General features: G+C 65.1%; 28 protein-coding genes and 1 pseudogene. 13 read left to right on the top strand and 16 right to left on the bottom strand.

The annotated features are described in order from the left end of the window. Nucleotides 1–5 precede the first annotated feature (5 nt). From NKG59_RS03995 to NKG59_RS03970, 6 genes are all read right to left on the bottom strand, one after another. Nucleotides 6–605 (bottom strand): hypothetical protein, encoded by a 600-nt coding sequence (locus NKG59_RS03995; protein WP_253535454.1) that lies wholly within the window; start codon nt 603–605, stop codon nt 6–8. Nucleotides 606–758: 153 nt separating this feature from the next. Beyond that, on the bottom strand, nt 759–1,322 hold the full coding sequence (locus NKG59_RS03990; protein ID WP_045205471.1) for a hypothetical protein: 564 nt from the start codon (nt 1,320–1,322) through the stop codon (nt 759–761). Between the two features lie 108 nt (nt 1,323–1,430). After that, the gene (locus NKG59_RS03985) at nt 1,431–1,892 is read right to left on the bottom strand and encodes an MEKHLA domain-containing protein (protein ID WP_253535452.1); all 462 of its coding nucleotides are present in this window, start codon (nt 1,890–1,892) and stop codon (nt 1,431–1,433) included. Between the two features lie 42 nt (nt 1,893–1,934). Beyond that, complete coding sequence (locus NKG59_RS03980) at nt 1,935–3,500, bottom strand: methyl-accepting chemotaxis protein (RefSeq protein ID WP_253535450.1); 1,566 nt, start codon at nt 3,498–3,500, stop codon at nt 1,935–1,937. 263 nt (nt 3,501–3,763) lie between these two features. Beyond that, nucleotides 3,764–4,915, bottom strand: a complete 1,152-nt coding sequence (locus tag NKG59_RS03975) for an ABC transporter substrate-binding protein (protein WP_082076128.1) — start codon at nt 4,913–4,915, stop codon at nt 3,764–3,766. A gap of 138 nt (nt 4,916–5,053) precedes the next feature. Continuing rightward, a complete protein-coding gene (locus NKG59_RS03970) occupies nt 5,054–5,404 on the bottom strand; it encodes a hypothetical protein (protein ID WP_253535448.1) in 351 nt (116 codons plus the stop codon). 550 nt (nt 5,405–5,954) lie between these two features. Between NKG59_RS03970 and NKG59_RS03965 the strand changes: the two genes are divergently transcribed. From NKG59_RS03965 to NKG59_RS03955, 3 genes and pseudogenes are all read left to right on the top strand, one after another. Continuing rightward, on the top strand, nt 5,955–7,205 hold the full coding sequence (locus NKG59_RS03965; RefSeq protein WP_253535446.1) for a glycosyl hydrolase family 28 protein: 1,251 nt from the start codon (nt 5,955–5,957) through the stop codon (nt 7,203–7,205). Between the two features lie 63 nt (nt 7,206–7,268). After that, nucleotides 7,269–8,030 carry a hypothetical protein gene (locus NKG59_RS03960; RefSeq protein ID WP_253535444.1) on the top strand — a complete coding sequence of 254 codons (762 nt, stop codon included), beginning with the start codon at nt 7,269–7,271 and terminating at the stop codon, nt 8,028–8,030. A gap of 45 nt (nt 8,031–8,075) precedes the next feature. Continuing rightward, nucleotides 8,076–8,300, top strand: a pseudogene (locus tag NKG59_RS03955) (EamA/RhaT family transporter); the annotation flags it as partial. 23 nt (nt 8,301–8,323) lie between these two features. Here NKG59_RS03955 and NKG59_RS03950 read toward each other — a convergent pair. Continuing rightward, nucleotides 8,324–9,250, bottom strand: coding sequence for an MASE4 domain-containing protein (locus NKG59_RS03950; RefSeq protein ID WP_253535442.1), 927 nt, complete (start codon nt 9,248–9,250; stop codon nt 8,324–8,326). 320 nt (nt 9,251–9,570) lie between these two features. On the opposite strand from NKG59_RS03950, the gene NKG59_RS03945 reads away from it, so the two are divergent. Beyond that, nucleotides 9,571–10,374 (top strand): enoyl-CoA hydratase, encoded by an 804-nt coding sequence (locus NKG59_RS03945; RefSeq protein WP_253535440.1) that lies wholly within the window; start codon nt 9,571–9,573, stop codon nt 10,372–10,374. A 34-nt stretch (nt 10,375–10,408) separates the two neighbouring features. On the opposite strand, the gene NKG59_RS03940 is transcribed toward NKG59_RS03945, so the two are convergent. The 3 genes from NKG59_RS03940 to NKG59_RS03930 form a co-directional block, all read right to left on the bottom strand. Further along, on the bottom strand, nt 10,409–10,963 hold the full coding sequence (locus NKG59_RS03940) for a thioredoxin family protein (RefSeq protein ID WP_253535439.1): 555 nt from the start codon (nt 10,961–10,963) through the stop codon (nt 10,409–10,411). A gap of 74 nt (nt 10,964–11,037) precedes the next feature. Continuing rightward, nucleotides 11,038–11,454, bottom strand: a complete 417-nt coding sequence (locus NKG59_RS03935; RefSeq protein ID WP_045205460.1) for an organic hydroperoxide resistance protein — start codon at nt 11,452–11,454, stop codon at nt 11,038–11,040. Nucleotides 11,455–11,680: 226 nt separating this feature from the next. Then, a complete protein-coding gene (locus NKG59_RS03930; RefSeq protein WP_253535438.1) occupies nt 11,681–13,459 on the bottom strand; it encodes a cytochrome c biogenesis protein DipZ in 1,779 nt (592 codons plus the stop codon). Between the two features lie 207 nt (nt 13,460–13,666). Here NKG59_RS03930 and NKG59_RS03925 point away from each other — a divergent pair, with 207 nt between their 5' ends. After that, the gene (locus NKG59_RS03925) at nt 13,667–14,410 is read left to right on the top strand and encodes a response regulator (protein WP_045205459.1); all 744 of its coding nucleotides are present in this window, start codon (nt 13,667–13,669) and stop codon (nt 14,408–14,410) included. Then, nucleotides 14,407–15,753 (top strand): sensor histidine kinase, encoded by a 1,347-nt coding sequence (locus NKG59_RS03920; protein WP_476655361.1) that lies wholly within the window; start codon nt 14,407–14,409, stop codon nt 15,751–15,753. Before NKG59_RS03925 ends, NKG59_RS03920 begins: the two co-directional genes overlap by 4 nt. A gap of 83 nt (nt 15,754–15,836) precedes the next feature. On the opposite strand, the gene NKG59_RS03915 is transcribed toward NKG59_RS03920, so the two are convergent. Continuing rightward, nucleotides 15,837–16,751, bottom strand: coding sequence for an alpha/beta fold hydrolase (locus NKG59_RS03915; protein WP_253535437.1), 915 nt, complete (start codon nt 16,749–16,751; stop codon nt 15,837–15,839). Nucleotides 16,752–16,867: 116 nt separating this feature from the next. Here NKG59_RS03915 and NKG59_RS03910 point away from each other — a divergent pair, with 116 nt between their 5' ends. Beyond that, entirely contained in the window at nt 16,868–17,353 is a 486-nt protein-coding gene (locus tag NKG59_RS03910; RefSeq protein WP_200869057.1) for a winged helix-turn-helix transcriptional regulator, read from the top strand. 69 nt (nt 17,354–17,422) lie between these two features. Here NKG59_RS03910 and NKG59_RS03905 read toward each other — a convergent pair whose 3' ends face one another. Then, the gene (locus NKG59_RS03905) at nt 17,423–17,581 is read right to left on the bottom strand and encodes a hypothetical protein (protein WP_253535436.1); all 159 of its coding nucleotides are present in this window, start codon (nt 17,579–17,581) and stop codon (nt 17,423–17,425) included. 132 nt (nt 17,582–17,713) lie between these two features. Continuing rightward, a complete protein-coding gene (locus NKG59_RS03900) occupies nt 17,714–18,649 on the bottom strand; it encodes a GlxA family transcriptional regulator (protein WP_253535435.1) in 936 nt (311 codons plus the stop codon). Nucleotides 18,650–18,749: 100 nt separating this feature from the next. Between NKG59_RS03900 and NKG59_RS03895 the strand changes: the two genes are divergently transcribed. Both NKG59_RS03895 and NKG59_RS03890 read left to right on the top strand, forming a co-directional pair. After that, nucleotides 18,750–19,436, top strand: coding sequence for a DJ-1/PfpI family protein (locus tag NKG59_RS03895; protein WP_253535434.1), 687 nt, complete (start codon nt 18,750–18,752; stop codon nt 19,434–19,436). An 83-nt stretch (nt 19,437–19,519) separates the two neighbouring features. Further along, nucleotides 19,520–20,311 (top strand): 5'-methylthioadenosine/adenosylhomocysteine nucleosidase, encoded by a 792-nt coding sequence (locus NKG59_RS03890; RefSeq protein ID WP_253535433.1) that lies wholly within the window; start codon nt 19,520–19,522, stop codon nt 20,309–20,311. A 5-nt stretch (nt 20,312–20,316) separates the two neighbouring features. Here NKG59_RS03890 and NKG59_RS03885 read toward each other — a convergent pair whose 3' ends face one another. Both NKG59_RS03885 and NKG59_RS03880 read right to left on the bottom strand, forming a co-directional pair. Continuing rightward, nucleotides 20,317–20,778, bottom strand: a complete 462-nt coding sequence (locus tag NKG59_RS03885) for a lysozyme inhibitor LprI family protein (protein WP_253535431.1) — start codon at nt 20,776–20,778, stop codon at nt 20,317–20,319. Between the two features lie 75 nt (nt 20,779–20,853). Beyond that, nucleotides 20,854–21,456 (bottom strand): DJ-1/PfpI family protein, encoded by a 603-nt coding sequence (locus NKG59_RS03880; protein ID WP_253535429.1) that lies wholly within the window; start codon nt 21,454–21,456, stop codon nt 20,854–20,856. 86 nt (nt 21,457–21,542) lie between these two features. Between NKG59_RS03880 and NKG59_RS03875 the strand changes: the two genes are divergently transcribed. After that, a complete protein-coding gene (locus tag NKG59_RS03875) occupies nt 21,543–22,880 on the top strand; it encodes an aminotransferase-like domain-containing protein (RefSeq protein WP_253535428.1) in 1,338 nt (445 codons plus the stop codon). Between the two features lie 79 nt (nt 22,881–22,959). Next, nucleotides 22,960–23,820 carry a c-type cytochrome gene (locus NKG59_RS03870; RefSeq protein ID WP_253535427.1) on the top strand — a complete coding sequence of 287 codons (861 nt, stop codon included), beginning with the start codon at nt 22,960–22,962 and terminating at the stop codon, nt 23,818–23,820. 6 nt (nt 23,821–23,826) lie between these two features. Here the strand turns inward: NKG59_RS03870 and NKG59_RS03865 are convergent, their stop codons facing one another. Beyond that, a complete protein-coding gene (locus NKG59_RS03865) occupies nt 23,827–24,336 on the bottom strand; it encodes a DUF1697 domain-containing protein (RefSeq protein WP_253535426.1) in 510 nt (169 codons plus the stop codon). A gap of 200 nt (nt 24,337–24,536) precedes the next feature. Between NKG59_RS03865 and NKG59_RS03860 the strand changes: the two genes are divergently transcribed. Beyond that, nucleotides 24,537–24,971, top strand: a complete 435-nt coding sequence (locus NKG59_RS03860) for a hypothetical protein (RefSeq protein WP_045205440.1) — start codon at nt 24,537–24,539, stop codon at nt 24,969–24,971. Nucleotides 24,972–25,158: 187 nt separating this feature from the next. Further along, on the top strand, nt 25,159–26,538 hold the full coding sequence (locus tag NKG59_RS03855) for an FAD-containing oxidoreductase (RefSeq protein ID WP_253535425.1): 1,380 nt from the start codon (nt 25,159–25,161) through the stop codon (nt 26,536–26,538). Nucleotides 26,539–26,581 lie beyond the last annotated feature (43 nt).

Below are 26,581 nucleotides of genomic sequence, written 5' to 3'. Positions count from 1 at the left end.
TGGGCTTACCGGTACTTGCCTACAAAGTTTTCGCAGCGACGGACGCGGTCAACCTTCGCCGCCCACCGGTACAGGCCTTCCACCAGGCTCTTGCTGACCGTGACCGGTTGACCATTGATCTGCCCCAGCACTTCCGATTGATTCTGGTAGGTCTTCTCAAACAGCAGCTTCATCTCGCTGCCGCCGCCAAGCGCCAGGTAGACGGCCTCGCGAGGCTCGAACTGCAGTACGAACGAGTTGCTGCGCACGCTGGTGCGCTCGATGGATTCCGCAAAGTTGGCGATGAGCGCGGCGTCTTCGGTGCTGTATTCGCAACCGGCGTCTTTCAGTTGCGCTTCGTCCACGGCCTTGAGCGATGCCACGGCGGGGTCCATCAAATACAACGTGATCGCACGCGCCTTGCGCATCCGCGCGCTCAGGCCTTCGGCTTCCCAGTAGCTTAGTTCGACCTTGACGACGGGCTCCGCTCTTCGGGTGGGCTCGGGGGCAGGCGCTTCGGCTTGCGGGGCTTCCGGCATGGGCGCTTCCGCTTGAGGTGTGCCCGCTTGAATGACTTCCGTCTGGAGCGCTTCGTTTTGCGGCGCGTCTGTCAGGGGCGCTGCCATTGAGATTTGTCCGAAGGCCGCTTGGCTCATGCTGCAAGCGCAGGCCAAGACCAGCGAGATGATCTTTTTCGACAACTCCTACCCCTTCTGAACGTACGTTGTTGTGTTGTGAATGCTAAGCCGGCGAGATGACGGAACACCAGCCGGTGGAGTCTATTGCGTTGAGCGCGGTGCCGGCCATCGCCGCATTGCGCCGGGCGTTTCGGGCATCTGCTGCAGTGGTGTCTTCGTCAACACGTAATAGTGATGCCGCCCGCTGCGGTCTGCAATGTCGAAGAGATAGCTGCCTTGTGAAACCACCATCGTCTGGAACGACGGTGGCATGGTGCCGGAGTTCACCGGGTCTGGGTTGGCCTGCCGCATCAGAGAGAAGAAGTTGACCTCGCCAGTCAACGCATCGCACTGCATGGCGGTGTAGCGTTGGTTCTCGGCGTACCACCCTCGGCAGTCTGAGCCTGCCAACGTTATTGCGCCGGTGGCAGGGCCCACCAACTGCAGGCTGAGTTGATCTGAGCCGTCTTGCTTGCTGACGATGGCTTGCGTATAGCCGCGGCCATCGTCGTTGCGGCTGTCTGTGATGGTGTAGCTGCCGACCAGTTCATTGGCGGCCCGCTGCTGCGCGACCTTCTGCTGTTCGGGCGTGCGCGGGTCTTGATAGCTGACGCACCCCGCGAGAGGCGCGATGGCGCAGAGCGTTGCGATGGTGCGAGCGAGCATGGTCGTGGCGGGTTCCTTGGCGAACGGATTCTACGCCGGGCCCGCAACACCAAACGCGAGGCTCTGAGGCCTAGAACGGCGGGCCGGGTCGCGCTCTAGCCCCGCAAATCACACGTCATGCCAGTGGTGGAAGGTCGCGGCTTGCCCGTGGTACACGCCATCGCTGTCGATCAGATTCCACACGGTGCCGCCTTCAATCCAGAATCGCCTTCCGGAGCGCGAGATGCGCACGCCCCGATAACCGGTGGCGAAGCCGCGCGTGCGTACCGACTCAAGCAATTGCGCACGTTCTTCGCGGTTCGGTTGCTCTGCCGAAAAACGCGACCGTAATGCCGTGATGCCATTCCAATCATATTCAAAGCAGCGCTGCGCGGCCCGGTTCGCATAGATGAAGCACGGGTCGGCATCGGTGTTGTGTGCAAGCACGCAGAAGGGCGCGTCTTCGTAAAGCCACCGGGCTGCATCGGCGGGCGCGATACCGTTGTCGATCAGCGGCGCGCCAACGAGCCGCTGATGGCTGTCGGCCAGCAGGTTGAAGAACTGCGGGTCCAGGCTTAGGGATACCGTCATCGCGTTGTATCGGTGAGCTTCAAGAAAGAGGAGGGGACTTTATCAGCCCGCCCCCACCAGCTTGAACACCGACACGACGTCTTTCAGCTTGCCCGCCTGTTCCTCCAGCGATTGCGCAGCCGCAGCGGCTTCTTCCACCAGGGCGGCGTTCTGCTGCGTCACCTCGTCCATCTGATGAATCGCGGTGTGGACTTGCTCGATGCCGCGCGTCTGCTCGTCCGACGCGGCGGTGATCTCGCCCACGATGTCGGACACGCGTTTGATCGCGTCTTTCACCTGCCCGATGGTGGAGCCGACGGCCAAGGCTTGCGTTGCGCCGTCCTGAATCATCGAAACCGATGCTCCGATCAGTGTCTTGATCTCCTTGGCGGCGGACGCAGAGCGCTGCGCAAGGCTGCGCACCTCGCTAGCCACCACGGCAAAGCCGCGGCCTTGTTCTCCGGCACGCGCGGCTTCCACCGCGGCATTGAGCGCGAGGATGTTGGTCTGGAACGCGATGCCCTCGATCACGCCGGTGATCTCCGAGATCTTGGTCGAGCTGCCGCTGATTTTTTCGATGGTGCTGACCATGCCTTGCATGGCGTCGTTGCCGGCGTCTGCCTTTTCCGTGGCGAGCGCGGCGAGTGTATTGGCCTGGCGCGCGTTGTCTGCGTTCTGCTTCACGGTTTGCGTCAACTGCGTCATGCTCGACGCGGTTTGCTCAAGCGAGGCAGCCTGCTGCTCCGTGCGCGAGGACAGATCAATGTTGCCGCTGGCAATCTCGCGCGACGCCACAGACACCGATTCTGTGCTCGTGCGAATGGACCCGACCACCGCTGCAAGGCTGCCCTGCATTTGCACGACCGCATGCAGGATGCTCTGCCGGTCGGCCGCACGCGTGTCGACACGTGTTTGTAAGTCGCCCCCGGCAATTTGCGCAACCACACGCGCAACCTGCGCGGGCTCGCCCCCGATCTGCCGCACGATCGATCGGGTAACGGCCAGGCCCAGTGCAAGTGCAATACCCACGCCCACCGCCGCGCAACCCACAATCCAGCGCGTGACCCCGGCAACGAGTGCGACGCCCGCTTCGGCGCGTGTTTTGGCCGAGGCATCGCGCAGGTTGGAGAATTCGATCAGGATCTTGCGGATCTTCACGTGCAAGCCGTCCGTGTTGGCTTGCATCTCGGTAAGCGCAGCGGGCTGGTCGCCTTGGCGCGCCAGGGTTTCCACCTTCTGCACGGAAGCAAGATAGACCGGCCAGGTGGCATCAAAATCCGCCAGCAATTGCTTTTGCCGATCGTCAAACGGATGCGCACGTTCATAGTCGAACGCGGCGATGACGGCGGCCTCGCCACCCTTGTTGAATGCCAGCGTGTCTTCGCGGCCCTTCGGGTCTGTCTTCACAACGTAGTCGTACAGCCGTCGATAGTGCGCAGCCGCTTGCCACGCGGCGGTGCCAATCTGCCGGATGGGCACGACTTCGCTCTCATACATCATCGTCTGCATGGTGGCGAGTTCACGCACCTTGACGGTACCGACCACCCCAACAACCACCGTGGTGGCTGCGCAGAGCAGCAACAAGCCCATGAGCTTGTGACCCAACTTGAGACTGGCGAACCATGGCATGGGGGCACTTCCTCTTGTGTTGTATCCGTTCTGATATATCAATCCCGCTGCGCGCTGGCCTGCCGAGATTGTCTCCACTGTCAGGTAACGGCGGTGGCGCGCGGGTTCTTTAGCGCGCGTTGGTGGCGGTGTGGGAGTAACTCTTCAGAGGGAGGCGATCGGCCTACAACGCCCGTCACCCAAAACAACATGCCCGGCGCCGGATTGAATGTCTCCGGCGCCGGGCGGGCGTCAAGCCTTTGAACTCACAAGCCGCGCATGGCTCAGCCGACCAGGTGGCCGTTGCTGCCGATCATGGTTACGTCGACGTAGTCGAGCCCGGCGTGGTTGTTGCGGTCGTAATGGACGCGCACGCCGCCAAAGTCGCGCGTGCCGAAGCCTTCCAGCGCCTGGATAAAGCCGTCGCGTGTGGGGTTGCCGCCGCAGGCCTTCAGGCCCTCCACGATGACGCGGGCGGTGAGAAAGCCCTCCACCGCTTCGTAGGTCTGGTTGTTGTGGTCGCCAAACTTGTCGTTGGCCTCGCGAAACGCGCGCACCAGCGGCTGGGTCCGCACGTTGGGGCCCGGCATGACTTGCGTGACAGCCACGCCATGGGCCAGCGTGCCGGCTTTCTCGAACACGGTCTTGGGCGTGGTCACGGACAGAATCCACGGCTGCGGCAACGGCACGGGGCCGTGCTTGGCCTGATAGCGCATCAGCATGTCGGCCACGGAGGTGGGCGACGTAAACAGCAGTGTGGTCTGCGGGTTGGCGGCGGCAATCTTGTCGACCACCATGTCGATGTCGTCGCCCTTGGCGTTGTGCGGGATGAGCGCGACGATCTGCGCGCCGAACTTGCTGGCGGCAGCCTTGGCGGCGTCGGCATTGCCGGAACCGAAGGGGTTGTCCTGGTAGACCACGGCCACGCGCTTGAGCCCGATGGTGGTGGCGTGCTGCACCATCTTCGTGACTTCGTCGGCGTAGCTGGCGCGCGTGTGGAACAGTGGTGCGCTGGCTTTGCGCGCGGCGGTGGCGCCGGTCATGGCGCCCACCATCGGCAGGCGGTATTGCTCCAGCAGCGGCAATGCGGCGATGGTGTTGCCGGTGCCGCCCATGCACACCAGCCCGAACACGCCTTCCTGCATGAGCGTCTTGACGTTGGCCACGGCCTTCTCTGGCAGGTAGTTGTCTTCCAGCCGCTTCACGACCAGCTTGCGCCCGGCCACGCCGCCCTGGGCGTTGACTTGCTCAAAGCCGGCCAGCAGGCCATTGGTGTAGTTCTTGTACAGCCCGCCCCACACGCTGTCGAACCCGACCGTCTGCCCAAAGACGATCTTGTCTGCAAACACGCCGGCTTCCGCCGCGCGCGCCATGGGCGACAGCATCATTGCGCCGCCCAGTGCTACCGAACTCCGTACGAATTGCCTCCGGTCCATACCTGTCTCCGCCCCTTGTTTTATTGGTGGTGTGGCAGGAGTGTCGAAAAGGTGAGCGCCGACCGAAATGGCGGATAACCCTGAGGCGAGAATTTTTGAGATACCGGATGCGCGGGCTGCGGGCCGTGGTGTCGTGCGCTAATGGGCCGCGACGAGGGCGCAGCCGCACGGCAGCACAAACGCTGCGCCGTCGTGCCCGGCCAACTCGAAGTACACGCTGCCGGGGGGCAGCAGATCGATGATCCGGAACGCGCCCCCCGCATTGAAGACGATGGCGTGAGACACCAGCGTCACCACCACCGACCCATCTGCATGGCGCGCATTGGCGGGGTCGGAGAGTGCCGGTAACGTCCAACCGCTCAACCCGGCGCGCGCCATGGCCGCGAGGATGTCGGCATGGGCGTCTTGGGCGCTGGCGGGTGGCGGGTCAATCTTGCTGAGTTCTTTGCGCAAGCGGTGCAGGCGCTGCCGCGTTTCGAGCGTCCGCAAGGCTTTGACCCGGGTTGGCGCGGCGGGCTGGCGTGCTGCGGTGGATTTGGGCAGTTGCGTGAGGCCGGGACTGGGCGCCCGGGGTGCGCAGGCGGGTGGTGCAACGCGCGTCGAGCGCCCTGCGTGCGGCCCGTCAGGCGGGCTGTCATGCCGCGGCGGGATACCGTTCGCGCTGCTGATCTTCGACATCGGGAGTGGGTTGCACTGAGTGGTGGCCAGAGGTTGACGGTCATGCACGCGGTGTTGCGCATGACCGTCGGCCCCGGCTTGGTCGCTTGTAGCAACCCGTCGGGAGCGCGGCATCTTAGGTAACTGGCGCCGCGGCGTCACCCTTCAGCCGGGCGATACGGCGGTGAGCATTCGCATTTGCGAACAGGTCTTCGGCGGCGAAACGCCCATCGACCCGGGTTCCGGTTGAATTCTCAATTTTCCTCACTGATATACCAATGAATATGCGCTGATATATCTTGAGGCGAGGGTGCGGTCTGCCCAGGTGGCACCGACACGCTGTCGTTGCGGTGCCGAACACCAAGACAGGAGTGAGACATCGATGAACATGCAAACCAAGGTCGGGTTGATCCTGGCCGCATCCTTGCTGGCCGCTGGCTCCGCCGGGGCGCAGACACTGGCCACGGGCGATAGCCGCACCGTCACGCAGCCGGCGTATCCGGGCGTCTGCAAGACGATCAATGCGCGGTATTCAAGCTCGCAGCGCGCGTCGCCGCCGTCGTCTTCGTCCGACGACACCAGTGTCATTCAGCAGGCCCTGACCGACTGCAAGGGCACCGGCAAGAGCGTGGTGCTGGCCGCATCCGGCTCGAATGACGCGTTCTACACGGGCAGCCTGTCCATCAGCGGGGCGGGGCTGGTCATCAATTCGGGCGTGACGCTGTTCGGCAACAACAGCTACAGCAGCAACGCCAACCTGCTGTCGTTCACGGGCACCAATGCATCGCTCATGGGCCCGGGCACGGTGGATGGCCGTGGCGACATCATCTCCGGCACGCCGCGCCTGGTGCAGGCGAGCAACATCAGCAACTTCATCGTCTACAACGTCACGCTGGCGCAGGCCGCGCACCCGAACCTGTATGTGGAAGGCGGCAACGGCTTTACCGCCTGGGCTGTGTCCATCCGCACGCCGGCCACGCGCAAGAACGCAGACGGCATCGACATTGACAGCCTGACCAACGCCACCGTCACGCAATCCGATATCGAGGCCGGCGACGACGGCATTGCTGTCAAGACCAACTCGGGCGACATCTCCAACGTGACGGTGTCGAATACGCGGCTGCACGGCACGCATGGTCTGTCCGTGGGCAGCATCGACCAGAACACCGTGTCGAACATCCTGTTCACGAACAACTACGTGTACGGGAATGACCTGAGCGGCACGCAGTCCACCAACAACAACGGCATCAACGTGAAGACGGGTCCATGCTCGCTCACCGTCAAGCAGGTGAGCTACGTCAATACCTGCATGACCGGCGTGAAGCACCTGATCGTGATGGACACCAACTACAACGCGTGCACCACGGGTGGCAGCCCGTCGCTGTCGAACATCGTGGTCAACGGTGCGTATTCCACGCAATCGGTGTCGGGCGCATACACGAAGATCGACGGCCGCAACGCGAGCTTCCCGGTCAATGCGTACCTGGCCAACGTCAGCCTGGATGCCACGGCGCAAAGCGGCGATCAGTACGCCAATGTCGGTCTCTACAAGTCGAATGATGTGCCGTCGGGCACCGGCGTGACCACGTCGAGCTTTACGATGTCGGGCAGCGTGCCGAGCTGTTCGTTCTAATCGGCTGCACGTACCTCGCCATGCAGCGGCGCCGCACGGCCCTGCATGGCGCGGGCACCGTCAATGCGAATCCGAACTGAAACCCTGCGCGACGGGCAAGGCCTGTACTTGTGCGCGGCGGCGGCCTTTGCGGCCGTCATCGGCTTGTCGATTGGCGTGCTTTCGACGCAGCTGCCTGAATCGGAAAACGCCGCTGCCACTGAGCCGCACACATCAAGCGCCGCTGTCTTGTCCGCCCAGCCCGCAAGCGCGCCGGGCACAACATCGTCCCGCATGGGCATCGCTCCTGCGCTCGCCATCACAGAGCAGCAAACGCTGGTTGTGGATACCGCGTTGCTCAATGTGTTCAACACCTTCCTGCTCAAGCCCGACGGTGACCGCGCTGAACAGTTGGCGGTCTATCTCAAAAGCAAACTCCCACCCACCGCGCTGGCGGAAGCCGTACAACTGGCCGAGCGATATCAGGCATACATGCAGGCGCATGACGAGCTGCTGGCTGCCCAGCACCTGAACGGCAACATACAGGCCGCCACGGTCGATATCGATCGCATCGCCGTCTGGCGCGAACAGCGCGACCGCCTGCGGCAACGCCTGCTGGGCGACCGCGTGGTGCAGGCCTGGTATCAGAACGACGATGCACAGCTCGATCAGGTGCTGCAGGAATGGCGGCAGCGTGTGGCGGATGCACAGGGCGTGACCCTGCAGGGCGAGCGGTATCCGGTGCCGCATTGGACCAATCCTGCGCAGGAGGAGAAGCACCGGGAGTACATGGTGGGGGTGTTGCGCGGGGTGGTTAGGGGGTATGGGGAGCAGCGGATGAAGTAGGACTGACGTGCCACTGCGCCATCCACGCGTCCACCCACACTTCGCTCCACGGCGCTGGCCTTTGCCATCTACTTCCGGCTCATCCAGACGCTGGGTGCGATCGGCACCACCGCGCAGGCGTATTTGCGTGTGCCGATTGGGGTGGCGATCGGCGTGGTGTTTCTGGGGGAGTCGTTGCCGTCTTCTGCGTGGATCGGGCTGGCGTGCGTGGTGGTGGGGGTGGCGGCGATGTCGATGCCGGGCCGGGCCACGCAAGTGCGGCGGGCGTAGCGGGACGTAGCCGCATCACCGCGTCACCGCTCCCGATCCCCCGCATTGCTCGCCGCCAGCCGCCCGAGTTCCGCGCGCGCCGCTGCCAACCTGGAACGCAGCACGGTGTTTTCGATCAGCAACAGCAGCAGCACAAAGCTCGCCCCCAACAGCCCGAACACGCGGCCGGCATAGAAGCCGAGGTCATATCGCCCGCCATTGAAGACGGCGCTGAGCGCGACATCGCAGATCCACACGCACAGCACCACCATCAACCAGATGTCGAGCGTCAGGTGCGGGCGGCTGCGCCAGAGCACGACCAGCGCGACCACGCAAAAGCACCACGTGCCGCCCGCCACGATCCCCATCGTGGGCGTGTAGCGGTTGGCCGCCATGATGGCGGGCAGGAGATGTGCGCCGACGGTGGCAAGCGCCACGCACGCGGCCGCTGCGCCCAGCACGGCCGCCACGGTGCCCAGCGCTGTTTTTCGCGTCAGCGTGTGGATTGGAAAGCGGTCCGGCTCGCGCTCTTCGCGGCCCTTGAGCACGGCGTAAGCGATGACAAACAGCGGAAAGCCCGCGTGCCAGAACATGTAGATCCAGGCTGTGCTTTGCGGCCCGGCTTCCAGCAGACCGCCGGAGGCAAACAGCCCCGGAAATGACAACAGATGCCCCACTGCCGTGGCGGCCGTGAACAGGTAGCCGCTGGCGAGCGCCAGCATCGCGCGCGAGCGCGTGATGGCGAACTGCCCGAAGAGCAGCGCCGCGGTAATCAAGTCATTGAGGATGAGGGCCGACTCGTAAAGCGGCACGAACGATGGAAGTTTCGCCAACTGAACCTTGGCGAACGGCACGGCCGACACCAGTACCACGAGCGACAGCAAAGCCACGGCCTGCGCCATCCAGTACGTCCGGCGTCCTGGCGAGAGGCCCAGCAACAAGCCTCGCTGCATGTCCAGCGTTTCCGACATCACGTTGGCCCCCTTGCGGTGACTGTGTCACCTAGTTCGCTTGTGGTGTGACTTCCGGTGCGAGTGCGATGTGATTGTGTTGCCAGGCGGCCGTCTTCAATGGTGCGCCCCGCGCATTTTGTGGGGGCCGGCGCCCGACCTCTTATAGACGCGTGATAGTCAGGCGCCCGCCCAATGTCAAAGCGGCGAAGGGGTAGGCCTTTCAGGTCTGGTGCCGCTGACGGCCAGCCGGCACCTACTGGCAACGCCGGAGTGCGGTGGCCGCCCGGCGGAGATAGACTGGTGCCCACCCCAGGGCACCAGCCTGCAAAGGAGTGCACATGCAACCTCACCCCACCACCAATGCCGCCGCTGACGCACCTGTCCTGCGCGATGACCGCGATGGCGTCGTCACGCTGCGACTGAATCGGCCTTTGCAGTTCAACGCGCTGTCAGAAGCCATGCTTGATGCGCTGCAGCGCGTTTTGGACAACATTGCGCGAGATCCAGCGGTGCGCTGCGTGGTGCTCGGCGCCGAGGGCAAGGCGTTCTGCGCCGGCCACGATTTGCGGGAAATGCGCGGCACGCCCGAGCTTGCGTATTACCAGGCGCTATTTGCGCGGTGCAGCGTGGTGATGCAGGCGATTCAGGCGCTTCCGGTGCCGGTCATCGCGCGCGTGCATGGCGTGGCGACCGCTGCGGGTTGCCAGTTGGTTGGCAGTTGTGACCTGGCCATTGCTTCAGATGCGGCGCGGTTTGCGGTGTCAGGCATCAACGTCGGCCTGTTCTGCTCGACGCCTGCGGTGGCGTTGTCGCGCAACGTGCTTGCGAAGCGCGCGTTCGACATGCTGGTGACGGGCCGCTTTATCGATGCCGCCACGGCCGCAGACTGGGGCCTCATCAACGAGGCCGTGCCCGCTGAGGGGCTGGATGCTGCCGTGGCTCGCAAGGTGGCGGACATCGTGTCGAAGAGCCCCACCGCCATCCGCTACGGCAAGGCGATGGTCTATCGACAACGGGAGATGTCGCTTGCCGATGCCTATGCCTACGCGGGCGACGTCATGGCCCGCAACATGATGGAAGAAGACGCCGGCGAGGGCATCGACGCCTTCCTGGAAAAACGCCCCGCCCGCTGGCGTTCATAAGCGCCGTCGGGGCGGGACTTCTCACGCAGCCTCATCACGCAGGCTTCTGCGGTTTGCGGTCTGCCAGCAGCTTCTGGATGGCGGCTTCCGTCTCGGCATAGCGGCCTTCGCCAAAGTGCTGATAGACGATGCGCCCATCGGTATCGATCAGGTACAGCGCCGGCCAGAACTGGTTGTGGAAGGCCGACCACGTTGCGTAGCTGTTGTCCTGCGCGACCGGGTAGCGCACGTCCAGGCGCTTGAGCGCCTCCTGCACGTTGGCGGTCGATTTTTCGAACGCGTATTCCGGCGTGTGCACGCCCACCACGACCAGGCCCTGATCCTTGTATTTGTCGTACCACTGCTTCACGTGCGGCAGCGTGTTGAGGCAGTTGATGCACGAGTACGTCCAGAAATCCACCAGCACGACCTTGCCGCGCAGGTCCTTCATCGACAGCGGTTGTGAATTCAGCCACTGGTTGATGCCTGTGAATTCGGGTGCCGCCGCGCCGGTCGCGGCGGTCTGGCTGAAGGCGGGCGCGCCAGTCCCGACAAAGTAGACGGCGCCGATGGCGAGTGCCGCAAGGGCGGCGCGGAGGGGCGTACGCATGATGTGGGTTCCCTGAAAGATTGCTGGTGAAGGCCCGCCAGCCGCTGACGATGTGCGGCGGGCCATGCGATGCGTCAGATCACGTTCAGCTCGACGTGAATGTTGCCGCGCGTGGCCTTCGAATACGGGCAGATCTGGTGAGCGGCTTCGACCACGGCCTGCGCCACTTCGCGGTCCAGGCCGGGCAGGCTGACGTTCAGGCGTGCTTGCAGGAAGAACGCGTCGTCGGTGGTGCCCAGGTCCACTTCGGTATTCAAGGACAGATCGGCCGGCAGTTTGATCTTCATCTGACTGGCCGCGCGGCCCATTGCGCCGATAAAGCAGGCCGACCAGCCCGCGGCAAACAGTTGCTCGGGGTTCGTGCCGCGGCCGCTGCTGCCCGGAGGCGACAGCTTCAGGTTCAGGCGGTCGTCATCGCTGTGGGCCTGGCCATCGCGGCCGCCGGTGACGTTGACTTTGGCGGTGTACAGAACGTTTTCGATGCGGGTCATGGTGATCTCTTTTTTGATGAAGCGGGAAGACTGGGGGTTGGGTTTGCGTCCCGGCGCCAGCGGCTTGGTGTGCGCTTGTTGCCGGGGCCACGAGACGTATTAAAGAGGGCCGACGTATCCCTGAAGTAGCGCGGAAGGGCCTTTCTGTCTGGGCGTGTATCTCTGTAGCGGCTGGATACAAACGCGTACAAAAAGGCCGCGCGCTGTAGCGGCGTTGGCGGCGGCATTAGCCGAAGGTGAAGGCGTAGGCATGCGCCCCTGCATCAAGGAAGCGGATCTCGAATGTGTGCTCGCCCACCGTACCGGCCTGGCGGACCAGTTGGTAGAGGCGCGTTTGCGTGATGGCGCCGTTGCCGTGGGCATCGGTATCGGCGCCATGGCTGTTGCCGGGGGCCTTGCCGTCGATCGTGACGGTGAAGCGCACGGCGCGGCGGTCGGCAGCGGGCCCGAGCACGAGGTGCAGATCGCGCGCGTGGAATCGGTAGACGATGCTGCCGTTGGCGCGGTCGAGCGTGGCTTGCTCGGCGTCGATGGTCCATTGGCCCGACAGGCCCCAATCGTTCAGGCCGAGCTTGCCGACGCTGTATGCGTGCGACGTGCCGATCTGCGCGCCGCCCGGCGATGCAAAGCGGTCGGCTTGCGCGTAGCCGACGTACGTTTCCGGCGAGCGGACGTTGTCCAGGTCCGGCGCGGCCTGTGCCCCGGGGGCGTCGGGCACGACCACGCCGCCCGCTACCTGCCTGTTGCCTGCCTCGGCCAGCAAGGCCTGGATGACGCGTTCAGAGGCGGCGTAATCGCCCTCGCCAAACTGGTGGTGCCGGATGTTGCCCTGGGCATCGACAAAGTACGCGGCCGGCCAGTAGCTGTTGCGGAAGGCGTTCCAGATGCGGTAGTTGCTGTCGATGGCCACCGGAAAGTTGACGCGAAAGCCGCTGACGGCGCGGGCGACGTTCTCGGGCGACTTTTCGAACGCGAATTCCGGCGTGTGTACGCCCACCACGGTCAGGCCCTGGTCTTTGTACTTGTCGGCCCACGCGCGCAGGTAAGGCAGCGTGCGGATGCAGTTGATGCAGGAGTACGTCCAGAAATAGACCAGCGTGACCTTGCCGCGCAGTTGGTCGCCCGTGAGCGGTGCGGAATTGAGCCACTGCACCGCGCCGTCGAACGACGCCACACGGCCCTCCACGGGCAAGCCGCTGGGTTGGCCTAAAGGTGCGGCGTTGGCTTCGGAGACCACGTTAAGGCTCGCCTGGGGCGCAGGGCGGCTCACGCCCGGCCCGCCCAGCCCGCTCACCAGCGCCTGCTCAAGCTGCGTGGTGCCGCCGGAAGACAGGCGCGCCAGCAGGCCGGTATCCGCCCTCAGCCCGATGAGTGCTACGCCGCCCAGCACGCCTGCGCCCATGATGCGACGCGCCCATTCGCCCAGGCCCATGGAGCGCTTCATGGCGGCGAACACGCGCGCGCCCAACCCCAGCGCTGCTGCCAGCGATGTGGCCGCGCCTGCGGCGTAGGCCGCCAGGGCCAACGCGCTGGACACGCTGGCGCCATTGAGTGCCACGCCGGTCAGCACCAAACCGAGGATCGGCCCCGCACATGGCGCCCACAGCATCCCCGTGGCCAAGCCCAGCAGCAGCGAGCCCGCCACCGAAGGTTCCGCCGATGCTCCGCCCGTAGCCGCTTGCCCAGCCAGCCGGTTGCCCAGTGCCACCGCCGGCCGCGCCATCAGATCGGCCAGCCTGGGCCACAGCAGCGACAGCCCGAACACCGCCAGCAGCGCGAGCGCCGCAAACCGGCCCACCTCGTTGGCACGCACGGCCCACGCACCGCCGGCCGAGAGCAGCGTGGCAAAGCCGGCAAAGGTGAGCGCCATGCCGGCGAGCATCGGCAGCTTGCCGCGCACAAAGGGCTGGCCGGTACGGCTCAATACAAACGGCAGGACGGGCAGGATGCACGGACTCAAGATGGTCAGCACGCCGCCCAGGTAGGCGAGTATCAGCAGGCTCATGATCGACATTCCTCGGCAAGGGATCGGGATTGCCTCCATCAGACGCCGCGCGCGTAGCTGGCATGTATCGCCGCGGGGGCGACTTTGTATCGGACTGTACAAACGCGTCCGCCAGATGCATTCCGATACAACACGGGCTCGCGACGTCACACCGAGAGGCGCAAAATGGCGCCTTCCTTCCACCTTCCATCGTGCCGAGGTCACCCCATGGACGCCCACGTCGACCACATCCTGATCGTCGATGATGACCGCGAGATCCGCGAACTCGTTTCGACCTATCTCACCAAGAACGGGCTGCGTGTGACGGCCTCGCCCGATGGGCGCCACATGCGTGCGTTTCTGGAGGCCAACACCGTCGACCTGATCGTGCTCGACCTGATGCTGCCCGGCGACGACGGCCTGGTGCTGTGTCGCGAGCTGCGCGCCGGCAAGCACAAGGCCACGCCCGTGTTGATGCTCACCGCGCGCGATGACGAGACCGACCGCATCATCGGCCTGGAAATGGGCGCCGACGATTACGTGGCCAAACCGTTTGCCGCACGCGAACTGCTTGCCCGTATCAAAGCCGTGCTGCGCCGCACGCGCATGCTGCCGCCCAACCTGCAGATTTCCGAAGCGGGCCAGATGCTGGCCTTTGGCGAGTGGCACCTCGATACCACCGCGCGCCACCTGATCGATGCCGAAGGCACCATCGTCGCCCTGAGCGGCGCGGAATACCGGCTGCTGCGCGTGTTTGTCGACCATCCGATGCGTGTGTTCAACCGGGATCAACTGCTCAACCTCACGCAGGGCCGCGAGGCCGAGATGTTCGAACGATCCGTCGATCTGCTGGTCAGCCGCCTGCGCCAGCGCCTGAATGACGATGCGCGCGATCCGGCGTACATCAAGACCGTGCGCAGCGAGGGCTATGTCTTTGCCAAGCCGGTGGAGATCAAGGAGGCGCGCCAATGAACACAGCAATGGGTGCGCGTGCCTGGGCGTGGCCGCGCACGCTGGGCTCACGCCTGTTCGTGATCCTGCTGGCGGGTCTGGTGGTGGCGTATGCGCTGTCGTTTGCCGTGCTGTTTTCCGAGCGCTACATGAGCGCGCGCGAGGTCATGCTGGGCACGCTCGAAACGGATGTGTCCACAGCCATCGCCATCCTCGATCGTCTGCCTGCGGACGAGCGCCCGCAGTGGCTGTCGCGCCTGAACCGCGGCAACTATCAATACATCCTGGGTCCAGGCGTGCCTGGCGTGCCAGAGATGACCCAGCGCGGCAAGGACATCGCCGCGCGCATCAGCGAGGCCAGCGGCGGCCGCTTTCCCGTGACGGTCGAGTCGATTCCCGGCGACGGCAAGCAACTGCAGGCGCACCTCACGCTGAGCGACGGCAGCACGCTCACCATTGATGTGCACCCGCGCATGACGCCCATCGCGCAGTGGCTGCCGTATGTGCTGGTGGTGCAATTGCTGCTGCTGATCGTGTGCTGCTGGTTTGCGGTGCGATTGTCGATTCGCCCGCTGGTGGCATTGGCCGCCGCCGCCGATGCACTCAACCCCAACGCACAGACGCCGCCGCTGGACGAGACAGGCCCCACCGAACTGGCGCGCGCCGCACACGCCTTCAACGCCATGCGCCAGCGCATTGCCCGCTTTGTTGAAGAGCGCGTGCAGATTCTGGCCGCCATTTCGCATGACTTGCAGACGCCCATCACGCGCATGAAGCTGCGCGCTGAAATGGCGGAAGACTCTGAAGAGAAGCGCAAGCTGTTGAGCGATCTGGCCGAGATCGAAACGCTCGTGCGAGAAGGCCTGGCCTATGCGCGCAGCGCGCATGGCGATGGTGAAAAGCCCTCGCGCATCGACGTCGGGTCATTTGTCGAAAGCCTCGTGTACGACTACCAGGACACCGGCAAGCCCGTCACGCTGGAGCAGCACGCAACCGGCGCCATCGTCACGCGCCCCCACGCGCTGCGCCGCGTGCTGACCAACCTCGCCGACAACGCCATCAAGTTTGGCGGCGCGGCGGAAGTTGGTGTGCGCCGCGACGGCGAAGCCGTGGTGATCGAAGTGCGCGACCGTGGGCCCGGTATTCCCGAAGACAAGCTCGATGCCGTGTTACAGCCGTTTGTGCGGTTGGAAAATTCGCGCAGCCGCGAGACGGGCGGCACGGGGCTGGGCTTGGCGATTGCGCAGCAACTGGCGGTGGCCGCAGGCGGCGGGCTTACGTTGCGCAATCGAGAAGGTGGTGGTCTGGTGGCGGAAGTCAGGCTTGGTCAGGCGGCTGTGTCAGGGCAGCGCGAGCAAGCGTAGCCTGCCCTTGGGCACAGACTACGCAGTCGCGTCCGCTGCGTTTTTGCATGTATGCGGCGTCGTAGTCGGCGGATGCTATGCCCTCACGTTTGCGCGAGAAACGTCGCGATACGATTGGCAATCGCATCGGGCGCATCTTCAAAGCTGTAATGTCCAACGCCGGGCAACCAATGCACCGGCGCATCCGGGAACAGCTCACTGAAGAGCGGCAGGAAATGCTCAGCATGCAGCGTGCGATCTGCCATGCCCCAGATCGCCATGGCGGGCTTGGTGCCGATGGCACGGCGCGCCGCACTGTCCGGCGTTTCAAAACGGTGCGCGCCGATAGCAAAGCCTTTGGCCCAGCCGACGGCGCCCGCGCAGTCAGCGGGCGTGGCAAAGCGCGCGCCGTACGCTTGCAACCACACATCGTTGATGAGCCGGTGATCTTCAAAGCCGTTGAGCTTCAACGTGCTGAGGATGTTGAAGCCAAGTTCGCCCAGTACCGCTTCAAGGCGCCCCTCCGATTCCGCCCGCACGATCCACTGAAACCACGGCGACACCGCTGCATTGGCGGTCAGGCGTTCACCCAACGTCGCCTGCCCGAACGGCGTCGGCCCGTTGACGCTGACGATGCGCCGCACGCGATCCGGATACCGTGACGCGAGCCCCATGCCAACCGGCCCACCAAAGTCGTGCATGACGAGCGTGATGTCGCGCAGGTCCAGCGCAAGCACCAAGCTCTCGAGGTTGTCGATATGGTCTTGCAGCCAGTAGCTGCGTGACGGCGGCGTTTCGCTCTTGCCGAAGCCCATGTGGTCGGGTGCCACCACGCGGTGGGTGCCGCGCAGCGCCGCAATCAGGTGCCGGAAGAGGAAGCCCCACGTTGGCTCGCCATGCAGGCACAGCACGACTTCGCCATCGGCGGGGCCTTCGTCCACGTAATGCATCTGAAAGCCCGGTGCATTGGTAAAGCGAGCGGTATAGGGGTACATCCCAAGGAACGCGTCAAGGTGCATGCCGTGCTACCTCCTCATCCAGGTGGTTTTAATATGAAACCGTTGCGTTATAGCAGTCGAGGTTTTACATTGCAACCACATTGAATGTGAGGGCGCGCACGGTACGCGCAATACAGATGGTCAAACGTACAAGCCACGCGGATTCTCTTTGCGGCGTCGCAAGGCCGCTGGATGCCATTGGCGACTGGTGGTCGCTGCTGATCGTGCGCGATGCGTTTGATGGCCTGCGCCGCTTTGGCGAGTTTCAGCGCAGTCTCGGGCTGTCGAAGAACATCCTGGCGGTGCGGCTGCGCAACCTCGTGGCGCACGACATTCTCGAAACGGTGCCGGCGGCTGACGGCAGTGCGTATCAGGACTACGTGCTGACCGAGAAAGGGCGCGCGCTGTTTCCGCTGCTGGTGGCGTTGCGGCAGTGGGGCGAAGCGTTCTGCTTCGGGCCGGATGAGGCGCACGTTGTGCTCGTCGAGAAGGCAACGGGTAAGCCGGTGCCCCGGCTTGAACTCCGTGCGCAGGATGGGCGCGCGCTGGCTCCGGAGGATACGGCGGTCGTCCACCCCACGGCCGTCAAGGAGACGAAGCGGCAGCGAGCGAAAGCGGGCTGAACACGTTGGCGCTCAGACGCGGCGGCCATTCGGTCAGGAAGGTGCGGTGGCGTTTGCGCGCCATGCGCGTTACTGATGGGGCGCATTCACCTGCGCTTGCACGTGCACCAGACCGCTTTGCGGCGCCAGCAACCCCAGCGGCTCGTCCGTCAGATCACGGGCAAGCGAATAGGCTGTGATCACAGCCAGCGTAACCCCCAAGATGGCCAGCATTTCCCGAGTGTTCATACGCGTCTCCTCCTTGGTTCGTTACGTTCCTTGTTTCGGCCCCCTCCTGTTGGTGTCGGGCGGCGTCGGGGTGCGGACGCAAAGATTGGGCCCAAGGCGGGCGAATGGCGAAGCGACGCGGGTTAAATGGCGTTATCGGTCGCGCAGGGAAGATGGCGGCACGCCCAACAGGCGCTGAAAACTGCGCCGCATGCGCTCGGTATCGCCAAAACCGCACTCGGTAGCCACGCGCTGCATGGAGACGGCACCGCTTTCCAGCGCGGCGCGCGCAGCCTCCACGCGCAATTTTTCCACGGCCTTTGCAGGGGTGAGGCCCGTTTCGACCTGGAACGCGCGTGCGAAATGGCGGGGGCTCATGCAGGCGTGCTCGGCCAGATCGCCAACGCGATGCGGTGCGCTCAAGTTGCGCCGCACATGATCCAGCAGCGGTTTGAAGCGGCCGCGTGCCGAATCCATCTCATTCAGCGCTGAAAACTGCGACTGCCCGCCGGGCCGCCGGTAGTACACGACAAGCTGACGCGCCACCGCACGGGCCAGGCGCTCGCCCAGGTCTTCGGCGATGAGGGCAAGCGCCAAGTCGATGCCGGCGCTGATGCCGGCGCTGGTCCAGATCGGGCCATCGTTCACGTAGATGTGGTCGGGCTCGAGCTGCACCTGCGGGAACGTGCGTGCGAACTGCTCGCTGCGGCTCCAGTGCGTGGTGGCGCGCCGGCCGTTCAACAGGCCCGTGGCGGCCAGCAGTAGGCTGCCCGAACAGACGCTGGCCACACGCGCGCCGCGGGCCGAGCAGCGCTGCACAAAGCGGCGCGTTCGCGCATCGGCCATGGCGGCGTCCACGCCGTCGCCGCCGGCAATGAGCAACGTGTCGACCTGGCTGGCTGGGGGCAGGGCGTCGGCATCCCAGCGCGCACCGGAGGAGCTGCGGACGAGGCCGGCCTGGGCGGAAATCGTGCGCAGCGCGTAGTGATCGTCCCGATATCGGCTGGCCACTTCAAATGCCGCCACCGGCCCGGCAGCGTCGAGCAGTTGGAAGTCCGGAAAGATCAGCACAGCGATGCGGTGGGCCATGGCAGAAAAAGTGGGAGACTGGTCATTGCTGCCAACACGATAGAGCGCGATCCTGTGAAGCGTCAACCCACCACCGCATCACTCTCAGGAGAGCCGAACCATGACGACTTCCCCGTTCATCGTTGTCTTTGCGCTGTACAACCGCGTCACCCAGCTGGATTTCACCGGCCCGCACGAAGTGTTCTGGCGGCTGCCCGGCGCGCAATGCGTTGTTGCCTCGGCGGGCGGCGGAGAGATTCACGCCGATGGCGGCCTCACCATCTCGAACGTGCAGCGGCTGGCGGATATTCCCCATGCTGACCTGATCTGCGTGCCCGGCGGTTTTGGCGTGATTGAAGCCATGGAAGACGCCGAGTTCGTGCGCGAAGTCCGGCGCCTGGCCGACGGCGCGCGCTATGTCACGTCAGTCTGCACTGGCTCTCTGGTGTTGGGCGCGGCAGGGTTGCTGCGGGGCAAGCGCGCGGGCTGCCACTGGGCGTGGCGCAATCTGCTGCCCGCGTTTGGTGCCACGGTGGACGAAGCCCGCGTGGTGCGTGACGGCAACCTCATCACCGGCGGCGGCGTGACGGCCGGCATCGACATGGCGCTGACGGTCATGGCGGACATTGCCGGTGTCGAGCATGCGCAGGCCGTGCAGCTCGGTATCGAATACGCGCCCGCGCCGCCGTTCGATTGCGGCCGCCCCGAGCGCGCGGCACAGGAGATTCTCGAAGCGGTGACCTCGCGGCTGGATCGTTTGCGAGCAGATCGCCACGACGCCGTGCAACGCGCGGCGCAGCGCCTTTGATCGACGATGCCGGCGGGTGCCAGATTGCGGCGACAATGGCGTCTTTCGACGTATCTGCGCCCCGAGCCGGCGCCGCATCTTGCATGAACACTCCGTCTTCCCAGTCCAACGCCCGTGGTCCGATCGGCATCGTCGCTGCCCTGCATGAAGAGATCAACGAACTGCTGACGTGGCTGTCCGGCGCGCAGTGCGTCCACATCGGCAGCCGCGATTTCTGGACGGGCGAGTTGGACGGCCATGCGGTCGTTGTGGTGCTGTCGCGCGTGGGCAAGGTGGCGGCGGCGTCCACCACCGCCGTGCTGATCACGCAGTTCAACGTACGCGCCGTGGTGTTTGCTGGCGTGGCCGGCGCATTGGCGCCGGGCGTGGCCGTGGGCGACGTCGTGGTGTCGGAAGAGCTGCTGCAGCACGATGTCGATGCCTCGCCGCTGTTTCCGCGCTGGGAAATTCCCCTGACTGGCATGGCGCGTTTTCCTGCCGACGTGTCGCTCGCCAGCGGGCTGCTGGAAAGCGCTGGCGCTGTGCTCGCCGACCCGCACGCGCTGCTGGGTCCGGATGTCATGCGGGCCTTCGGGATTGCGGCGCCGCAGGTGCATCGCGGCCTCATCGTCAGCGGGGACCGCTTTGTCTGCACCTCGGCAGAAAGCGCGGTGCTGCGTACGGCCTTGCCGGATGCTCTGGCCGTCGAGATGGAAGGCGCCGCGGTAGCGCAGGTGTGCCACGAGTGGGGCGTGCCGTTTGCCGCCATCCGCACGATTTCCGACCGCGCCGATGACGCGGCCAGCGTGGACTTTGCGCAGTTCATCGCACAGGTGGATTCACGCTACAGCGTGGCCATCCTGCGCAACTGGCTGTCGACGACGGCCGCGGCCTGAACGGCTTACTGCCCCTTCGCGGCCAGATACTTGTCGAGCGCGTTGGCCCGTTCGCTCAGGCGGAAGACTTCGTTCTCCAGGCGCTGCAGATCGTCGAGCTTGTCCTTGCCGTAGATGGCGGTCTCAAGGGCAGCCGTTCTGGTGTGAAAGTCCTGCCACGCTTGCTCTGAGCTTGCCAGTGCGTCTTTCGCCTTGCCGGTCAATTTGCTCAAGAGCGTTTTGTACGAGTGGTCCAGGCGCTCATCCTGCGCGGTCTTTTCTGCGGAGAGACATGCGCCGATTGCGTCCGGATTGTCGGGGGCCTTGTCGACGCAGGCATAGAGCTTGGTGGAAATGCCCTGCGGCGCGCGGCGCTTGACGCCATTGGCCAGGCTTTCGGCTGCAAACGCGCCAGCGCTGTGGGCCAGCAGCGCAACGGCAACGGTAACGGGAAGGGCCAGCGTCTTCAGTGTCGTCAGCGTGTTCAAGAAGTGACTCCTGATCGCGTGTCTGCGATGCGTGAAGGGGCCGTCCAGTCTATCGGCTGGCCAACGCATCCGCGATCAGCCAGGCAGGTGAGGCCGCAGGTTGCGCAGGGCGTTTTCCACGTAGGTTTCTTTCTCGCCGACGGGGGCGACGTAGTGCAGCGCTTCGGCAGCGGCCTCCACGCCTTCTGTGCGCGCAATCACCCATGCCGCCAGGTACGGCGAAGCAAAGCATCCGCCCGCCGTCGCCACATTGCCGTTGGCGTAGAACGGCTGGTTCAGCACTTCTACGCCGGCTTCCTGCACCCAGGGCTTGGTGGTCAGGTCTGTGCAGGCGGGCACGTTGCCGAGCAGCCCCAGCTTGGCCAATACCAACGTGCCCGAGCACTGCGCTCCAATCAATTGTCGTGACGGATCGACCGCCAGCCGCGCCATCAAAGCCGGATCGGCCACCACGTCGCGCGTGCGGATGCCGCTGCCGACAAGCACGGCATCTGCGGTGCGTGCGTCTTCCAGCATCGATTGCGCATGCATCGTCACGCCGTTCATCGATGTGACTTCGGCGTGTGGGCAACACAGGCTCACGCGCCAGTCCGGTTTCTTGATGCGATGAAGCACACCAAAGGCGATGAGCGAATCCAGCTCGTTGAACCCATCGAAGGTGAGGATGGCGATGTGCATGATCGGTGTGCTGTCGCGTTGGGATAGATCGCATGCTAGGGGCACAGGGCAATACAATCAAAAAATTGTCCTTAGTACACCCAGACATGACCCAAGCCCGCTACCAGCCGCTCGTTGACGAACTGGCCGCGCAGATCCGCACCGGCTGTCTGCCGCCCGGCACACGCCTGCCCACGCACAGGCAACTGGCCCAGCGCCACGGCGTTGCGCTGGTCACGGCCACGCGCGTGTATGCCGAGCTTGAAGCAATGGGCCTGGTGAGCGGCGAAGTGGGGCGCGGCACCTTCGTGCGCGAGAACACGCTGCCGCGCGGCCTCGGTATCGACCAGCAAGCCGTGGCCGCCGGCGTGGTGGATTTGAACTTCAACTATCCGTCGCTGCCCGGACAAGCCCGGCTGCTGAGCCGTGCGCTGCGCAAGCTGGCCGCCGGCGGCGATCTGGATGCGCTGTTGCGCTACGCGCCGCATGGAGGCCGCGCCCATGAACGCGCCTGCGTGGCGCGCCACCTGGCACAGCGCGGCTTGCCCGTCGCGCCGGACAACGTGCTCGTAGTCGACGGCGCGCAGCACGGTCTGGCCGTGACCGCCATGGCGTTGCTCAAGCCCGGCGATGTGGTTGCGGTGGACGCGTTGACGTATCCCGGTTTCAAGGTCGTTGCCGAGATGCTGCATCTGGAACTGGCGCCACTGGCTGCAGCTGGGCAGGGTTTGGACCTCGATGCACTGGAGCGGCTCTGCGCACGGCGCCGTGTGCGCGCCATCTACGTCATGCCGACGCTGCACAACCCGCTTGGCTGGGTGAGCGGCATTGGCTGGCGGCGCCAACTGGCGGCCATCGTGCGCCGCCACGGCCTCATCGCCATGGAAGACGCGGCCTACGCCTTTCTGGAAGACAACCCGCCCGTGCCGCTGGCCGCGCTGGCGCCAGAATCGACCGTCTACATTTCGGGCCTATCAAAGAGCGTTGCCACCGGCCTGCGTTTCGGCTTCGTTGCCGCGCCGGCTGCGTGGGTGCCGCAACTGGAACGCGCCATTCGCGCCACGACGTGGAACACGCCGGCCATCGTCACCAGCCTTGCATGCGCATGGCTGGCCGACGGCACGGTCGACCGCCTGGAAGCCGAAAAGCGGCGCGATGCCGCAGCGCGCCAGACGATTGCACGCAAGGCGCTGGCTGGCCTGACGCTGGTCACGCATCCTGCGTCGTATTTTGTATGGCTTGCGCTGCCGCCCGAGGTCCGCGCCGACCGTGTGGCCGTGGCGCTGCAGGAGGATGGCATCTCCGTGTCCACCGCAGAGCCGTTTGCGACGTCAAAGCAGGTGCCGCATGCGCTGCGGCTGGCGTTGGGCTCCGTCGCGCTCGACCGGCTCGATGCCGCGTTGCAGACCGTCAGGCAGCGCGTGGAAGCACAGTTGTATCGATAACGAAAACCGTGCCAAACCTCGTGCGCTTGCCTACACTCTCGTCGCAACGAAATGGCCCAATTTGCCCACAGGAGACCTCATGAAGAACTGGCTTGCAACGATGGCCGGATGGGCGCTCTGCGCATGCGCAGCGTTCGGCGGCGGCGCCCATGCGGCTGACACCCCGGATGACGGCGCGACGCTGACCGTCAACATCGGCACGCAGCACCGCACGGTGTCGCGCGATGCATTGCTGCACGATCCGCACCTGACCAGCGTGACGGTGGAAGACCAGAACCTGAAGCGCCGCCTGACCTTCAAGGCGATCCCGGTGACGGAGCTGTTCCGTGGGCAGACTGTCAGCCCGGATGCCAGCGCCACCACCGCCGCCAGCGACGGCTACGTTTCGCACCTGCCGATGCGCCTGCTGCTAGGGGATCGCGCCGACGGGCCCCGCGCCTGGCTTGCCGTGGAAGACCCGGCCGCGCCGTGGCCCACGCTCAAGGGTCAGGACATCGGCCCGTTCCGCCTGATCTGGACGGCGCCGCCCGCCAAGGCATCGGTTGTGAACGAAAGCCTGTGGACTTACAGCATCGTGCGCATCGACATTGCCGCGCTGCCCGGCGAGCGCTTCGCGGCCATCCGCCCGGCGGCCGGGCTACCCGCAGATGGCACCGTCATGCGCGGATTCGCCACGTTCCAGCGCGTCTGCTTTTCGTGCCACACGCTCAACCGCGCCGGCGATGCCAACCTTGGCCCCGACCTGAACGTGCCGTACAGCCCGGTCGAATACCTGGGCGACGAGAAGCTGCGCCACCTGATCCGCGATCCGCAATCGCTGCGCTGGTGGCCCAACGCCCGCATGTCGGCCATCGACGAGAAAACGCTGTCCGATGCGCAACTCAACGATCTGCTGGCGTACTTGCACCACATGGCCAAGCGCAAATCGGCAGCGCAATGACCGGCGCTAGTCGGCTGCCCAGTCGACCAGCGTGGCGATGGTGTTCATGTTGCGGGCCGTCCCCGTTTTGGCGGCGGGGATCTTCAGTTTGGAATTGGCCATACCGTCGCCGTAGTGCACGTAGATTTCGCGCGTGCCCAGGGCCATCTCTTCCGTCCGGCAGCCGGTGGCTGCGGCCAACGCATCGGCGGGCGGCGGCGTATCCAGGAAAATCGCGACCGTCCGGTTGGGCGCAGCCGTCTTGAATGGATTGCCTTCCAGCACCGCTGCCAGCTCCGCGCCCGTGCGCACGAGCACGCCCACGGGTTTGCCGGCGTAATTCTCCAGGCAGCGTTCCAGCTTCGCCTTGACTGTCGCTTCCGCCAGCCGGCTCTGAAAGACCACATTGCCGCTCGCAATGTAGGTGCGTACGCCGGTCAGGCCGATCGATTCGCACATCGCGCGCAGTTCAGCCATGGGCAGTTTGCCGGTGCCGCCCACGTTCACGGCGCGCAGGAAGGCGATGTAGCTGGGCATGGGTTCTCCTGGTCTGTCTGTCTTATCAATGGCTTAGGGGCATGCTTGGACTGGCAACATTCTGTTACGAGATTGACGAATGTGTTTAACCCGCCCTGTTGCGCGACTTGTATTCTTCGCCCCGAACTCATCGAGCCCGGATCGGCCCCTCAGTGCTGATTTGAGTGCCGCATCCTGCATTTGCGCATAAGGAGAACACCATGTTGAAGAAAATTGCACCGGCCCTGATTGTGGCAACGCTTGCCGGTCTGACGGCTTTGCCCGCAGCGGCGGACGACTTGCGCAATGCGCTGGGCGGCGCGCTGGGTGGCGCGGGCGGGGCGGCCGTGGGCGGCGCGCTGGGCGGTCCGACCGGCTCGGTCATCGGCGGTGCTGTGGGCGGCGGTGCCGGCGGCGCATTGACGGCCAACGGGCGCGAGCGCAAGGGCGCCATCGTGGGCGGCGCACTGGGCGGCGGCGTGGGCGCGGCTGCTGGCAATGCCATGGGCGGCCGTACGGGCGGCATCGTGGGCGCGGGCCTGGGTGGCGGCGCGGGTGCAGCCCTGGGTGGCAACGTACAGCGCAATTCGTATTCCGACCGCGACGACCGCGGCCGCGGCTACCGTCGCCACGGCAAGCACCATCACCACCATTGATCTGATGCGCCGTTGCGCTCGCCGCTGAGCGCCACGGCCGCTTTCCTGCTTTCCTTACGGCGACGGCGCTGTCCGCGTGTGTCGCCCGCTGCGTCGGCCAAAACAGTCGCCGCGGCTCGCCGTTGCCACGTGCGCCGCCTACCATACCGAGACGGCCGCGATTGGCCCGCACACGAAGGAGAGCGCCATGACGCAACGCTTCGACGCCATCATCATCGGCACCGGTCAGGCCGGCCCGCCGCTAGCGGCGCGCCTGTCTGGCGCCGGCATGAAGGTGGCCATCATCGAGCGCGGCCGCTTTGGCGGCACGTGCGTCAACACCGGCTGTATCCCCACGAAAGCGATGGTGGCCAGCGCCTATGCAGCACGCATGGCGCAGCGTGCGGCTGAATACGGCGTGGTGATCAACGGCGGCGTCACCGTCGACATGCAGCGCGTGAAGGCCCGCAAGGATGAAATTTCCGGCCGCTCCAGCCATGGCGTTGAGCAATGGGTGCGCGGCCTGGAGCACGGCACTGTCTTTCAGGGCCACGCCCGCTTCGAGAGCGCGCGCACCGTGCGCGTCGGCAACGAACTGCTAGAAGCCGAACACATCTTCATCAACGTGGGCGGCCGGGCGTTGGTGCCGCCCATGCCTGGGCTCGATCAGGTGCCGTTTCTCACCAACTCCACCATGATGGACGTGGATTTTTTGCCCGAGCACCTTGTCGTGATTGGGGGAAGTTACGTCGGGCTGGAGTTCGGCCAGATGTTTCGCCGCTTCGGTGCGCGCGTGACGATTGTCGAGAAAGGGCCGCGCCTGATCGCCCGCGAAGATGAAGACGTATCGCAGGCGGTGCGCGAGATTCTCGAGGGCGAGGGCATCGACGTGCAGGTCAACGCCGATTGCCTGAGCGTGCGGCGCGATGGCGCCAACGTGGTGGTTGGCCTGGACTGCAGCAGCGGCGCGCGCGAGGTGTCGGGCTCGCATCTGCTGATGGCGGTGGGGCGGGTGCCCAATACCGATGATCTTGGCCTCGACAAGGCCGGTGTGGAAATCGACAAGCGCGGCACTATCCGCGTTGACGAGCAGTTGCGCACCAACGTGCCCGGCATCTGGGCCATGGGCGATTGCAACGGTCGTGGCGCGTTCACGCACACGGCTTACAACGATTACGAGATCGTCGCGGCCAATCTGCTCGACGATGATCCGCGCAAGGTGTCGGACCGCATCCAGGCGTATGCCATGTATATCGATCCGCCGCTTGCGCGCGTCGGCATGTCGCTCTCGGAAGCCAGGCAATCGGGGCGCAGGCTGCTGGTCGGCAACCGCCCGATGACGCGCGTCGGCCGCGCGGTGGAGAAAGGCGAGAGCCAGGGCTTCATGCGCGTGGTGGTCGATGCGCAAACGCACGAGATTCTGGGTGCGTCGATCCTGGGTGTGGGCGGCGACGAGGCGGTGCATTCGATCCTCGACGTGATGTATGCCAAGGCGCCTTACATGACCATCAGCCGCGCCATGCACATTCACCCGACGGTGTCGGAGCTGATTCCGACGTTGCTGCAAAGCATGGAGCCGGTGCAGTAACGCCGGGCATGGCGCCAAAAAAAAACGAGGGCGCCAATCGGCG

The organism is Ralstonia chuxiongensis (assembly GCF_024158925.1).
In the GTDB taxonomy this organism is placed as follows: domain Bacteria; phylum Pseudomonadota; class Gammaproteobacteria; order Burkholderiales; family Burkholderiaceae; genus Ralstonia; species Ralstonia chuxiongensis.
Note: the sequence above shows the minus strand (reverse complement) of the source record. Positions and strands in the feature narration are given on the sequence as shown.

What these genes read in the sequence shown, in the direction of transcription:
- NKG59_RS03905 (WP_253535436.1), bottom strand. Translation starts at nt 17,581, where the DNA reads ATGAACACTCGGGAAATGCTGGCCATCTTGGGGGTTACGCTGGCTGTG.
- NKG59_RS03855 (WP_253535425.1), top strand. Translation starts at nt 25,159, where the DNA reads ATGACGCAACGCTTCGACGCCATCATCATCGGCACCGGTCAGGCCGGC.
- NKG59_RS03985 (WP_253535452.1), bottom strand. Translation starts at nt 1,892, where the DNA reads ATGACGGTATCCCTAAGCCTGGACCCGCAGTTCTTCAACCTGCTGGCC.
- NKG59_RS03950 (WP_253535442.1), bottom strand. Translation starts at nt 9,250, where the DNA reads ATGTCGGAAACGCTGGACATGCAGCGAGGCTTGTTGCTGGGCCTCTCG.
- NKG59_RS03910 (WP_200869057.1), top strand. Translation starts at nt 16,868, where the DNA reads ATGGTCAAACGTACAAGCCACGCGGATTCTCTTTGCGGCGTCGCAAGG.
- NKG59_RS03865 (WP_253535426.1), bottom strand. Translation starts at nt 24,336, where the DNA reads ATGCCCAGCTACATCGCCTTCCTGCGCGCCGTGAACGTGGGCGGCACC.
- NKG59_RS03890 (WP_253535433.1), top strand. Translation starts at nt 19,520, where the DNA reads ATGAACACTCCGTCTTCCCAGTCCAACGCCCGTGGTCCGATCGGCATC.
- NKG59_RS03965 (WP_253535446.1), top strand. Translation starts at nt 5,955, where the DNA reads ATGAACATGCAAACCAAGGTCGGGTTGATCCTGGCCGCATCCTTGCTG.
- NKG59_RS03915 (WP_253535437.1), bottom strand. Translation starts at nt 16,751, where the DNA reads ATGCACCTTGACGCGTTCCTTGGGATGTACCCCTATACCGCTCGCTTT.
- NKG59_RS03880 (WP_253535429.1), bottom strand. Translation starts at nt 21,456, where the DNA reads ATGCACATCGCCATCCTCACCTTCGATGGGTTCAACGAGCTGGATTCG.
- NKG59_RS03920 (WP_476655361.1), top strand. Translation starts at nt 14,407, where the DNA reads ATGAACACAGCAATGGGTGCGCGTGCCTGGGCGTGGCCGCGCACGCTG.
- NKG59_RS03875 (WP_253535428.1), top strand. Translation starts at nt 21,543, where the DNA reads ATGACCCAAGCCCGCTACCAGCCGCTCGTTGACGAACTGGCCGCGCAG.
- NKG59_RS03870 (WP_253535427.1), top strand. Translation starts at nt 22,960, where the DNA reads ATGAAGAACTGGCTTGCAACGATGGCCGGATGGGCGCTCTGCGCATGC.
- NKG59_RS03945 (WP_253535440.1), top strand. Translation starts at nt 9,571, where the DNA reads ATGCAACCTCACCCCACCACCAATGCCGCCGCTGACGCACCTGTCCTG.
- NKG59_RS03935 (WP_045205460.1), bottom strand. Translation starts at nt 11,454, where the DNA reads ATGACCCGCATCGAAAACGTTCTGTACACCGCCAAAGTCAACGTCACC.
- NKG59_RS03995 (WP_253535454.1), bottom strand. Translation starts at nt 605, where the DNA reads ATGGCAGCGCCCCTGACAGACGCGCCGCAAAACGAAGCGCTCCAGACG.
- NKG59_RS03925 (WP_045205459.1), top strand. Translation starts at nt 13,667, where the DNA reads ATGGACGCCCACGTCGACCACATCCTGATCGTCGATGATGACCGCGAG.
- NKG59_RS03900 (WP_253535435.1), bottom strand. Translation starts at nt 18,649, where the DNA reads ATGGCCCACCGCATCGCTGTGCTGATCTTTCCGGACTTCCAACTGCTC.
- NKG59_RS03975 (WP_082076128.1), bottom strand. Translation starts at nt 4,915, where the DNA reads ATGGACCGGAGGCAATTCGTACGGAGTTCGGTAGCACTGGGCGGCGCA.
- NKG59_RS03895 (WP_253535434.1), top strand. Translation starts at nt 18,750, where the DNA reads ATGACGACTTCCCCGTTCATCGTTGTCTTTGCGCTGTACAACCGCGTC.
- NKG59_RS03940 (WP_253535439.1), bottom strand. Translation starts at nt 10,963, where the DNA reads ATGCGTACGCCCCTCCGCGCCGCCCTTGCGGCACTCGCCATCGGCGCC.
- NKG59_RS03990 (WP_045205471.1), bottom strand. Translation starts at nt 1,322, where the DNA reads ATGCTCGCTCGCACCATCGCAACGCTCTGCGCCATCGCGCCTCTCGCG.
- NKG59_RS03960 (WP_253535444.1), top strand. Translation starts at nt 7,269, where the DNA reads ATGCGAATCCGAACTGAAACCCTGCGCGACGGGCAAGGCCTGTACTTG.
- NKG59_RS03930 (WP_253535438.1), bottom strand. Translation starts at nt 13,459, where the DNA reads ATGAGCCTGCTGATACTCGCCTACCTGGGCGGCGTGCTGACCATCTTG.
- NKG59_RS03980 (WP_253535450.1), bottom strand. Translation starts at nt 3,500, where the DNA reads ATGCCATGGTTCGCCAGTCTCAAGTTGGGTCACAAGCTCATGGGCTTG.
- NKG59_RS03860 (WP_045205440.1), top strand. Translation starts at nt 24,537, where the DNA reads ATGTTGAAGAAAATTGCACCGGCCCTGATTGTGGCAACGCTTGCCGGT.